Genomic DNA, 10,468 nt, shown 5'->3' on the forward strand with positions numbered 1-10,468 from the left:
GCGTCAGCCCGCACCGTTACCTGTGGTAATGGTGGTGGTAATAATAATTGTGGTGTTCAGGCTGAGTTTACGCATTTAGATTTTTTTCTGTCTGTCTTTGTCTTGTCCGTCTGCCTTCCAGAAGTAAAGCAAAGCGCACGTTAAGTCAACGAATTTGTCTTAGCCGCGCCCGCTTCACTGCTGCGCACTGCTGCGCTTGTCGGGGTAAATCCTATTGCGATCGTTCACGAGATGAGGGGATTAACCCGATCTGTCACTAGCAACTCAGGATTTATCCGAGCAATTATCTATAAGTTTTTTTTCTACATCGTGGAGTAAGCGATGCAGCATGGCGCTATCGCGCTGTTCCAACAGGCCAATGCGCTGGTCGATCCAGTCAGACATTTTGACGTCATCGCTGACATCCAGTTTCACCAACAGCTGGTGGAAACGCTCTCGCAGCGCCTGAAGTTGATGGGCGTTAGCCGCCTCGGCAGGTTCGGCCGCAATCTGATTCAACGCTGAAAGCTGATAACAATACACCATCACCGCCTGGCCAAGATTAAGCGAAGGATAGTCATTCGCCATGGGAATGCCGGTCAACAGATCAACCTGCTCCAGCTCTTCATTGGTTAAGCCGCTGTCTTCACGGCCAAACACCAGTGCGATACGGCTTAACCACTGACGTTTTTCCTGCAGAATGTTTTCAACCTGAACGGGTGTAGCGTAATAGCGAAACTTCGCGCGGCTGCGTGCGGTGGTCGCCACGGAGAAATCCACATCCTTAAGCGCCTCGCTCAGCGTGGCATAAGTTTTTACGTTATCGAGGATCTCACCGGCACCGTGCGCCACACGCCGTGCTGCCGGATCTTGCCAGGCATCGCTGGCCACAATGCGCAACTCGCTGAATCCCATGGTTTTCATGGCACGAGCAGCCGCGCCGATATTTTCCGGACGGGCGGGAGAGACAAGGATTAAGGGGAAATGCATGATTTTTCCATCGAGCAATTAACAACTCGCATTATGTTGGCATGCAGCAGAGAAAATACCAACCGTCGCGGTGTGAGAAAATAAGATGTTAAGGATGTTAAAAGTGGAGAAAATCTCTGTGTAGGGAAAATTAGTGGGCATAAGCAAAATTATAGCACTTATCTGGCACAAACCCCTTTCATTTCAATTTATTGAAATATAATTTCCTGCGCATTTACCTTTCCGTTCGGCCAGGGATAAATGTAGCGAAAATGCTGCATTTTGTGAGCTAAACTAGCATTCCTGGAGAAGTTTTTCATAAAAGTGTTAACGTGCTACACTTGCATTTGATATAAGTCAACGAAGCGTTGTTTTTATGCTTATCGGTTGTTGTTGGTGCTGTTAGGTTGCTGTTAATACGGTTAGGATGAGCGCCAGTCCGATACCCTCGGGGCGCGCAAATATCCATCCTGACTGGCTGAGCTAACACTGAAGTTGACGTAGATGGATGGTGTATTCCGAAGATTATTTCGTATACCGGTTGCGACAAGGTTCAGCAACCGCCGTACGCCCTGTTTTCGATTTGTTGGCAAATTTTAGGTAGCGAAACATGCAGACCCCGCACATTCTTATCGTTGAAGACGAACTGGTCACGCGTAACACCCTCAAAAGCATCTTTGAGGCAGAAGGTTACGTGGTCTATGAAGCCACCGACGGCGCCGAGATGCATCAGATTTTGACGGAGAACGACGTCAATCTGGTGATTATGGATATTAACCTGCCAGGTAAAAACGGTTTGCTGCTGGCGCGCGAATTACGCGAACAAGCAAACGTGGCGCTGATGTTCCTGACAGGTCGTGATAATGAAGTGGATAAAATCCTCGGCCTGGAAATTGGTGCCGATGATTACATCACCAAACCTTTCAACCCGCGTGAATTGACTATTCGTGCCCGCAATTTACTGTCGCGCACCATGAATCTGGCAATGCCGAGTGAAGAGCGCCGTCAGGTTGAAAGCTATCGCTTTAATGGCTGGGAGCTGGACATCAACAGCCGCTCACTGATCAGCCCGAATGGCGAACAGTACAAACTGCCGCGCAGTGAATTCCGCGCCATGCTGCACTTCTGTGAGAACCCAGGCAAAATCCAAACGCGTGGCGACCTGCTGAAGAAAATGACCGGTCGCGAGCTGAAGCCGCATGACCGTACCGTGGATGTCACCATCCGCCGTATTCGCAAGCATTTCGAATCTACGCCAGATACGCCAGAAATCATCGCCACCATTCATGGCGAAGGCTACCGCTTCTGCGGTGAGCTGCAGGATTAAGTTTGAATGAAAAAAAACGCCCATCAGGGCGTTTTTTTATGCCTGCATTAATGCCAGGGCATAATCGGCACGGCGCTAAGCGCATTTTTTGGCGAACCATCCACCACTTTGTCTGAGTAGCTCAGGTACACCAGAGCATGACGTTTCTGGTCAAAGAAGCGCACTACCTGCAGTTTCTTGAATACCAGCGATGTCCGTTTCTTGAACACCACTTCACCTTGCGACTTGCCTTGTGCGATTTTATCGCTAAGCTCTACCGGCCCAACCTGCTGGCAGGAGATGGCGGCGTCAGAAGTATCTTCCGCCAAACCCAGTCCGCCCTTAATGCCACCGGTTTTTGCCCGACTGATATAACAGGTTACATTTTTTACATCGGGGTCATCGAAGGCTTCCACCACGATCTTATGATCGGGCCCGAACATCTTGAATACCGTGTCTACAGAGCCGATTTCCTCGGCCTGAACGCCAGCGCTGAACACATAAGTTGCCAGCGTGATTATAAGAATACGAGCTATTGTCATTGAGTTACCATTGCCAATCGAATAGATGAGAATGTAATGTACTGTCAATCGAACCCAGAACCAAACCTAAACGGGTTTTAACCCGCATTGACTTAGCACACTCGATTAGCAAACCGCCCCCACGCTTTTGTGCATTTCGTGCTATTATTCGACGACTTCATAGTTGCGCCACCAGAGAGTTATGAGGATGTTTTATGGACCAAGCCGGTATCATTCGCGATTTGCTTGTCTGGCTGGAGAGCCATCTGGATCAACCGCTTTCATTAGATAACGTTGCGCAGAAAGCGGGCTACTCCAAGTGGCATCTGCAGCGTATGTTCAAGGAAGTAACCAGCCACGCGATTGGCGCGTACATTCGCGCGCGTCGGCTGTCGAAAGCCGCGGTGGCCTTGCGCCTGACCAGCCGCCCCATTCTCGACATCGCCTTACAATATCGCTTCGATTCACAGCAGACGTTCACGCGCGCGTTTAAAAAGCAGTTTAACCAAACGCCCGCCTGGTATCGTCGCTCATCGGAGTGGAACTCCTTTGGTATCCGTCCGCCGATTCGGCTGGATGACAGTAGCCTGCCAGAAGCGCAGTTTGTTACCCTGCCAGAAACTGTTCTGGTCGGTCAGACGCAGAGCTACTCTTGCACGCTGGAGCAGATATCCAGCTACCGCGATGAGATGCGCATTCATTTCTGGAAGCAGTTCCTGCTGGAAACCGATACGGTGCCGCCGGTGCTGTATGGCCTGCATCAGGTACGCGCCAGCCATGAAAAGGATGATGAGCAGGAGATTCTCTACACCACGGCGGTGCCAACCGATCAGCAGGCATTGAGCATGCAATCGAACCAGAGCGTGATAGTGGACGCGGGCGATTACGTGCAGTTTACCTATCAGGGTGCGCGTAGCGCGCTGGGGGAATTCATCCTGCTGCTGTATGGAACCTGCATGCCTACGCTCGGTTTAGTGCGTCGCCAGGGGCAGGACATTGAGCGCTTCTATACGCACGGCGGCAAGAAGCGTAGCGAGCCACCGGCAGAGATCCGCTGCGAATACCTGATTCCGATTCGCCCGCAAAATCATTAATCCTATCAGTAAGGTGCGCATTAATGCGCACCCTACAACATCGTAAGGTCGCCATTGCTGGCGACCTTTTTAACGCTGAAGTTCATCCAACGCCGGCGCATCCAGATGCGAAACATCGCCCGCCGTTTCCACCACCCAACCCGCCGCCAGCCACGCACTCTGCTGATGGTCCACGCGGGAAATCGAGCAGTTACGCAAACGCAAACGACGTTCCGCATGCGCAGGCAGGCCAAGAATGGTGCTGACCAGCACGCCAAGCGCCATGCCGTGGCTAACAATCAGCGGACGACTGCCGGCCGGCAATTCCAGCAGTGCATTCAGCGCTTCGTGCATACGCGCCGCCATCTCTGCCATCGATTCACCGCCCGGGATACGACCCGCCGTGGTCCCGTCCACCAGCGTTTTACGCCAGTTTTCCTCTTCTTCCGTCAAACCATCGAGAGGACGCTGTTCCAGGCAGCCCATGTTGAGCTCACGCAGACGCGCATCGAGCGTAACGGTGCAGCCACACGCATCGGCGATGATCTCCGCCGTGCGACGTGTACGTCCTAAATCGCTGGCAATCACGTGGGTAATGCCCAGCGATTTCACGCGCTCGCCAACCTGATGAGCCTGCAGCTCACCTTTTTCCGTTAGCGGGCTGTCAGATTGCCCTTGAATGCGTCGCGCCGCATTCCATACCGTTTCACCGTGACGAACAAGATAGACCTGTAGCATGCTTAATTTCCGTTATACTGCGACAAATTTGCCTCGAGGGTTCAATCAATTATGTACCATGTTGTCGCAGCCACCATCAACCCGGCAAAAATTCGCGCGATTGCGCAGGCGTTCAACGACGTTTTCGGCGAAGGATCCTGCCACATTGAAGGGGTCGAGGTCGAGAGCGGCGTCGCAGCCCAGCCAATTAGCGATGTTGAAACGCGAACTGGCGCACGTCAACGCGTAGCCAACGCGCGTCAGGAACGTCCACAGGCCGATTATTGGGTGGCGATTGAAGCGGGAATTGAGGGGGATTGTGCCTTTGCGTGGATGGTGATTGAGAATGCACAGCAGCGCGGTGAATCGCGTTCCGCCAGCTTTACCCTGCCACCGATTGTCGTGGCTGGCTTAGCGGCCGGACGTGAACTCGGTGACGAAATGGCACGCCTGACTGGCGTAGAGAATATCAAACACAAAGGCGGCGCGATTGGTGCCTTTACGCATGGCCTGCTGAGCCGCTCGAGCGTGTATCATCAGGCGTTAATTCTGGCGCTGTGTCCCTTCACCCATCCGCTCTACGAGCAAGATTAATCGCGACCAAGATGCGCCTCTAGCCAGCGTTTCAGCTCTGGCGGCGCTTCTTTCAGACTATTTGAGCCGCGCGTGATGGTGGCGATACCCACGCCTAACTCATTTTTCAGTTCACGCTGGCTCATCTCACCGCTCATCAGCTCTTCGATAATGCGTAAACGCGTGCCGTAAGATTCACGCTCATCGGGCGTCATCATCAGCTGTAGCAACGGTAGCGCGACGCCATCGGCAAAGGCGTTTTGCATTAATTCAATAAAACGCAGCCAGTTATCTTCAACAGGCTGAGCCGATTCCGGCTGGGAAGAAAGGGGTTGGCTCATGGCGGGCTTCCGTACTCATTAGCGAGTACGGAAGCATAGCACAGTCAATCCGGATTTCGCTTGGAATTTGCAAATTATCCTTGTTTAAGAGCTTAAATTTTGACAGCAACAATGCGCTTCGCTGAGTACAATCCTCTTATTAAAAAGCGCGCAGGCTTCTCACAACCGTTTAGTTTCGCAAACAGAAAAATTATCGAGCAATAGAGCAGACTTTTCGTAGTTTGTTTTCAGCATTCAAATAGAATGCCTTGCAGATTTTAATGACCGTATTTTATACTCTTACAGCGTAATTGTAACAAAGGAATGATAAAATAAAATGGATTCAAACATTAAAAATGAACTCATAAAAAGTGGCTTCACTGAAAGTGAACTAAAGAAACTTAATTTCGTCCTTAAGAACAACAATCGTGAAAAATACCCTGACCTCATTTCTATCATGCCAGAAATGAAAAGAAGATTTATTCGTGGCTGCCTATTGTCTGTAGTTATTTTACTCACTTACCCACTTTCTATTTCAGACTATAACGATACATCCGAACTGTTCATTAACTTATTGGTGGTGCTTTTCTCGCTGTTAATGGTTTATTTAATAACCCCACTAAACCTATGTTTTAAGTGCTATCTTTTTATAAAGAATTTTTAGAAAAAAACCATTAATCTTTCTGCATATAAGCACCTCATTCATTAAACCACGCCAAGATTAATCATTTTGAAAACAGAAAAAGTATTCCCTTGAATGCTTATCTGACTATTCTTCAGATAACATAATCAACTAACTGACTTTCAATCTTTCTCTTACAATGAGCATTAACTCAATTAAATATTGAGTTGGCTCCACAAAAAGAACCTTATTTCTTGTGTGAACGCTAAGTAAGGCATTATCTACGCCCTAATAAAATATGCCTACAATAAAAAAAGGATCTCCATGAGATCCTTTTCAAACTTAGAGCCTGACTACATTATTTCCTCAAAAACTTCTTCATGGAGGAAACGGCTCATTTCTATGTGCTCCTCAATACTGACGATTCCACTCATTGTCGGCGAGGATCTTGTCCGGCTTACCCATGAAATAACGATAATACGCATCGTAGGCCAGCACGTTTTTCACGTAGCCACGCGTTTCTGAGAACGGAATGGTTTCGATAAACGCCACCGCATCCAGCTTGCCGCCGCTGTTATTCTGCCAGGTACGTACTCGTCCCGGGCCAGCGTTGTAAGCCGCCGAGGCAAAGATACGGTTCTGACCAAACTGCTGATAGACATATTCCAGATACTGCGTGCCAATCTGGATATTGGTCTGCGGATCCAGCAGCTGGCTGCTGTTCACATAGCCGGGAATGTTATACATCTTCACGGTATGCGTTGCCGTGCCGGGCATCACCTGCATTAAGCCGCTGGCGCCCACCGGTGAACGTGCTTTCGGATTCCACGCGCTCTCCTGACGCGAAATTGCCATCGCATAACTTGGCGGAATACCTTTGTCGCTGGTGTATTGCTGGTACAGATTCTGCCACGCCAGCGGGAAGCGCTCTTTCAGGCTATCCCACATCTTCGCGGTGATAGTGGCCTGCACGCTAAGATCCCACCAATCCTGCTCGTTGGCATAACGCGCCAGCATCTGCTGCTGTGAACGGGTTTTGCTGGCGATGAGATTGGCCCATTCGCTGCGCGCCAGGTTATCCAGTCCCCAATACATCAGCTCACGCACGCGCGCCATCTCGGCGCCCTGCACCACGCTCTTGTCGGCTGCTGGCGCTTGATCGACCTGCAATGGATACTCCACGCCAAGCCGCTGTGCCGCCACCATCGGATAGAAGCCGCGCGCCTGCATCAGCTTACGTAGAATCTCATCCGCTTCCTCCTTGCGGCCCTGCGAAATCAGCAAATCCGCCTGCCAGTATTGCCACTCATCTTTCTCTTTGGCTTCCACCGGCAAACGCGCGATCCAGGTATTCAACCCGCGGCGATCGTTCTGGCTCAGCGCCAAACGTACGCGACGCTCCACCAGCGCGGTGGATTCGCTGTTCATCACCACCGCATCACGCCAGCGCGCCTGCTCGCTGGTGAGATCCGCGCCCATCATGCGCCATACCACCGTCTCTTTCAGATCCTGCTCATCGGCCTGGCTCATCTTCTGCGCCTGCACCAGTTGCGGAATCATCATGCGCGCGTTGTCCATATCCTCACGCGCCACGCGGGCGAAGGCATAGCTGGTTGCCATACGAGTGAAATCAGTGGGGCCCATGCTGCTGGCAAAGGTAGTGACGGTTTGCGGATTCTGCTGCAGCGCAATCAGCGCGCTGGCGGTGGTTTGATAATCCGCTGGCAGCATTTTCGCCAGATAATTCACCAGGCTATCGTTACCGGCTTTCATCGCCAGACGGATACGCTCCAGAATGGTGATCGGCGAGAGCTGACCGCTGGCTTGCCAGACCGAGAACAGCTTGTCACAGTCATTCGGCAACGCGGTGCCGCGCAGCCAAATCTCTTTGGCCCCGGCAAACGCCGCCTGCTGTTGCCCGGTGGCCCATTTGGCGTAATACCAGTTACAGCGCGCCTGCACCGGTTTTGGTTCATCCGGGCTGAAGCTGAGCACGCCTTGCCAGTCCTGACGATTGGCCAACACATTCACAAAGCGTGTTGAGAGCGAGCGCGCCGGTGGCAGCGTAGGATACTGCTGAATAAAGTTTTTCACCGCCAGCGGCGTCTCTTGATCGAGATCCTGCGCCAGCAGGCGATATTGCAGATACGGGTAGAGCGGATAATCCTGCAGCGTTGGCATCAGCTGCGTTACCTGGTCCATCTGTTTATTATCCCAGGCTTGCTTGATTTGTGCATAGCGCTGTCGCTGCTGATCCAGCGAATCGGCCCATACGCTGCTGGCCGTGCTGGCCAGACAGATCCCTAGCATCCAGTAACGCCACTTCTCCATTACGCTCTCCTCTCAGTGCTGCGATCCAGCTCATGCCAGACTTCCTTCATGCTAACCAGGCCAACCGCCTCTTGCCATGTTCTTCACAAAATTTACGCTCGCGCACCGCCATTGCGCAGCGTTTGCGCCGCCGTTGTGCAATTTATCATCAGAAAAACATATTACACATCAATTAACTACGCGCTTTCATCGGCTTACAAAAATGGCACGCGCTTTGCTCTGTTGAATTCCATCTTGTATACCAGTTGGAATTCACTCATGGCATCGACCTTTGGCTTTACGCTCCAGGATTGGCAGCACAGTTACCAACAGGATCCACAGCAAATTACCTCCCTGCTGGCGGCGCATCTTGACGCCATCGACCCGCAGGATAATGCCTGGCTCTATCTCGCCACGCCCGCGCAGCTGCAGGCACAAATCGAGCCGCTGCTGGCCAGCTACCAGCGTAATCCGGCCGCGCTGCCGCTGTTTGGCGTACCTTTTGCGGTGAAAGACAATATTGATGTTGCCGGTTGGCCGACCAGCGCCGCCTGCCCTGCCTTCACTTATACCGCTCAGGCCGATGCTTTTGTGGTGGCACAGCTAAAAGCCGCCGGCGCGGTGGTGATTGGTAAAACCAACCTCGACCAATACGCCACCGGCTTAGTCGGTACGCGTTCACCGTTTGGTGCGGTGAGTAACACCTTCAATCCTGATTATGTCAGCGGCGGTTCCAGCTCCGGTTCGGCTTCGGTTTTGGCACGCGGGCTGGTGGGCTTCTCGCTCGGCACCGATACCGCCGGTTCGGGCCGCGTGCCCGCTGGTTTCAACAATATCGTCGGCCTCAAGCCCACCAAAGGCTGGTTCTCGGCCAGCGGCGTGGTACCGGCTTGCCGCCTGAACGACACCATTTCGGTATTCGCGTTGCGGGTGGAAGATGCCTTCGCGGTGGCAACGGCGGCGGGCGGCTATGACGCGGGCGATGCCTACTCGCGCAGCAATCCGCACACCGCGCCAGCCAGCTTCAAAGCGCAGCCCGATTTCGCCATTCCCGCCTCGCCCGAATTTTTCGGCGACAAACTGGCCGAAGCGGCATGGCTGGCGGCGCTGGAGCAACTGCAGGCGGGTGGCGCGACGCTGCACCCGATCGATTTCTCCGTGTTCCACCAGCTGGCCGAACAGCTCTATTACGGCCCGTGGGTCGCCGAGCGCACCGTCGCGGTGGGCGAGATGATCAATCGTCCGGAAGAGATGGATCCGGTGGTATTCGGCATTGTCAGCAGCGGCCTGAAATACAGCGCGGTGGAAGCCTATCAGGCGGAATACCTGCGCGCCGAGCTGACGCGTCAGATCCAGCAAACGCTGGCGCAGTTTGACGCGCTGGTGGTGCCCACCTCGCCCACCATCCACACGCTGGCCGAAATGCAGCAGGAGCCGGTGCACTACAACTCGCAGTTTGGCACCTACACCAACTTCACCAACCTTGCCGACCTCAGCGCGCTGGCGCTGCCAGCGCCCTTCCGCGCCGATGGTTTACCGGCGGGCATCACGCTGATTGCGCCCGCCTGGCAGGATCGCGCGCTGGCCGCTTTCGGTGTGCGCTGGCAGCAGCAGATGGCGCTGCCATTGGGTGCCACTGGCAAAGTACAGCCTGCGGAATCTGCCACCTTGCCGCTCTCTGCCGATCATGTGCGCGTGGCGGTGGTTGGCGCGCATCTCACCGGCATGCCGCTCAACTTCCAGCTGACAACGCGTCAGGCGGTGCTGGTGGAAGAGACGCAAACCGCCAGTAACTACCGCCTGTTCGCCCTGCTCGATGGCCCGATTAAGAAGCCGGGCCTGCTGCGCGGCGAGAGCGGCGCGGCGATTACCGTCGAGCTGTGGGATATCCCGCTGGCACGCTTTGGCGAGTTCGTAGCAGAAATCCCCGCCCCGCTCGGCATTGGCTCGTTAACGCTGGCCGACGGCCGCAGCGTCAAAGGCTTTATCTGTGAACCGGCGGTGCTGTCGCAGGCGCTGGAAATTACCGAATTTGGCGGCTGGCGTAACTGGCTGGCTGCTCAGGGGAGTAAATAAGC

At 53.4% G+C, this 10,468-nt stretch carries 10 protein-coding genes and 1 other annotated feature (1 of these 11 cut by a window edge); of the genes, 4 read left to right on the forward strand and 6 right to left on the reverse strand.

Annotated features, from left to right (window positions below; translation table 11 throughout):
• Positions 1-68: a sequence feature (Thr leader region), on the reverse strand (it extends 55 nt beyond the left edge of the window).
• Both thrL and ACIP6T_RS15380 read right to left on the reverse strand, forming a co-directional pair.
• Positions 4-75 (reverse strand): thr operon leader peptide, encoded by a 72-nt coding sequence (gene thrL / locus ACIP6T_RS15375; protein WP_071531027.1) that lies wholly within the window; start codon positions 73-75, stop codon positions 4-6. It overlaps the preceding feature by 65 nt.
• 189 nt (positions 76-264) lie before the next feature.
• Positions 265-969: a tRNA/rRNA methyltransferase gene (locus ACIP6T_RS15380; protein WP_097094988.1), complete on the reverse strand. Its 705-nt coding sequence runs from the start codon at positions 967-969 to the stop codon at positions 265-267.
• A 589-nt stretch (positions 970-1,558) separates the two neighbouring features.
• On the opposite strand from ACIP6T_RS15380, the gene arcA reads away from it, so the two are divergent.
• The gene (gene arcA / locus ACIP6T_RS15385) at positions 1,559-2,275 is read left to right on the forward strand and encodes a two-component system response regulator ArcA (RefSeq protein WP_097094989.1); all 717 of its coding nucleotides are present in this window, start codon (positions 1,559-1,561) and stop codon (positions 2,273-2,275) included.
• A 47-nt stretch (positions 2,276-2,322) separates the two neighbouring features.
• Here the strand turns inward: arcA and creA are convergent, their stop codons facing one another.
• The gene (gene creA, locus ACIP6T_RS15390; RefSeq protein ID WP_097094990.1) at positions 2,323-2,796 is read right to left on the reverse strand and encodes a protein CreA; all 474 of its coding nucleotides are present in this window, start codon (positions 2,794-2,796) and stop codon (positions 2,323-2,325) included.
• 194 nt (positions 2,797-2,990) lie between these two features.
• On the opposite strand from creA, the gene robA reads away from it, so the two are divergent.
• The gene (gene robA / locus ACIP6T_RS15395; protein WP_097094991.1) at positions 2,991-3,869 is read left to right on the forward strand and encodes an MDR efflux pump AcrAB transcriptional activator RobA; all 879 of its coding nucleotides are present in this window, start codon (positions 2,991-2,993) and stop codon (positions 3,867-3,869) included.
• A 69-nt stretch (positions 3,870-3,938) separates the two neighbouring features.
• Here robA and gpmB read toward each other — a convergent pair whose 3' ends face one another.
• The gene (gene gpmB / locus ACIP6T_RS15400; RefSeq protein WP_097094992.1) at positions 3,939-4,586 is read right to left on the reverse strand and encodes a 2,3-diphosphoglycerate-dependent phosphoglycerate mutase GpmB; all 648 of its coding nucleotides are present in this window, start codon (positions 4,584-4,586) and stop codon (positions 3,939-3,941) included.
• 51 nt (positions 4,587-4,637) lie between these two features.
• Here gpmB and yjjX point away from each other — a divergent pair, with 51 nt between their 5' ends.
• A complete protein-coding gene (gene yjjX, locus ACIP6T_RS15405) occupies positions 4,638-5,159 on the forward strand; it encodes an inosine/xanthosine triphosphatase (RefSeq protein WP_097094993.1) in 522 nt (173 codons plus the stop codon).
• On the opposite strand, the gene trpR is transcribed toward yjjX, so the two are convergent.
• Together trpR and sltY are read right to left on the reverse strand one after the other, a co-directional pair.
• Positions 5,156-5,479 (reverse strand): trp operon repressor, encoded by a 324-nt coding sequence (gene trpR, locus ACIP6T_RS15410; RefSeq protein WP_097094994.1) that lies wholly within the window; start codon positions 5,477-5,479, stop codon positions 5,156-5,158. The two genes, yjjX and trpR, sit on opposite strands and share 4 nt — an antisense overlap.
• Before the next feature lie 1,012 nt (positions 5,480-6,491).
• Entirely contained in the window at positions 6,492-8,411 is a 1,920-nt protein-coding gene (sltY, locus tag ACIP6T_RS15415) for a murein transglycosylase (protein WP_400458014.1), read from the reverse strand.
• Positions 8,412-8,669: 258 nt separating this feature from the next.
• Between sltY and atzF the strand changes: the two genes are divergently transcribed.
• Entirely contained in the window at positions 8,670-10,466 is a 1,797-nt protein-coding gene (gene atzF / locus ACIP6T_RS15420; protein ID WP_400458015.1) for an allophanate hydrolase, read from the forward strand.
• Positions 10,467-10,468 lie beyond the last annotated feature (2 nt).

This window comes from Pantoea sp. NPDC088449 (assembly GCF_044753225.1).
GTDB classification, from domain to species: domain Bacteria; phylum Pseudomonadota; class Gammaproteobacteria; order Enterobacterales; family Enterobacteriaceae; genus Pantoea; species Pantoea floridensis.

Excerpts from the sequence above, each read along its gene's own strand:
- ACIP6T_RS15380 (WP_097094988.1), bottom strand. The coding sequence starts at position 969 with ATGCATTTCCCCTTAATCCTTGTCTCTCCCGCCCGTCCGGAAAATATC.
- arcA (WP_097094989.1), top strand. The coding sequence starts at position 1,559 with ATGCAGACCCCGCACATTCTTATCGTTGAAGACGAACTGGTCACGCGT.
- creA (WP_097094990.1), bottom strand. The coding sequence starts at position 2,796 with ATGACAATAGCTCGTATTCTTATAATCACGCTGGCAACTTATGTGTTC.
- robA (WP_097094991.1), top strand. The coding sequence starts at position 2,991 with ATGGACCAAGCCGGTATCATTCGCGATTTGCTTGTCTGGCTGGAGAGC.
- gpmB (WP_097094992.1), bottom strand. The coding sequence starts at position 4,586 with ATGCTACAGGTCTATCTTGTTCGTCACGGTGAAACGGTATGGAATGCG.
- yjjX (WP_097094993.1), top strand. The coding sequence starts at position 4,638 with ATGTACCATGTTGTCGCAGCCACCATCAACCCGGCAAAAATTCGCGCG.
- trpR (WP_097094994.1), bottom strand. The coding sequence starts at position 5,479 with ATGAGCCAACCCCTTTCTTCCCAGCCGGAATCGGCTCAGCCTGTTGAA.
- sltY (WP_400458014.1), bottom strand. The coding sequence starts at position 8,411 with ATGGAGAAGTGGCGTTACTGGATGCTAGGGATCTGTCTGGCCAGCACG.
- atzF (WP_400458015.1), top strand. The coding sequence starts at position 8,670 with ATGGCATCGACCTTTGGCTTTACGCTCCAGGATTGGCAGCACAGTTAC.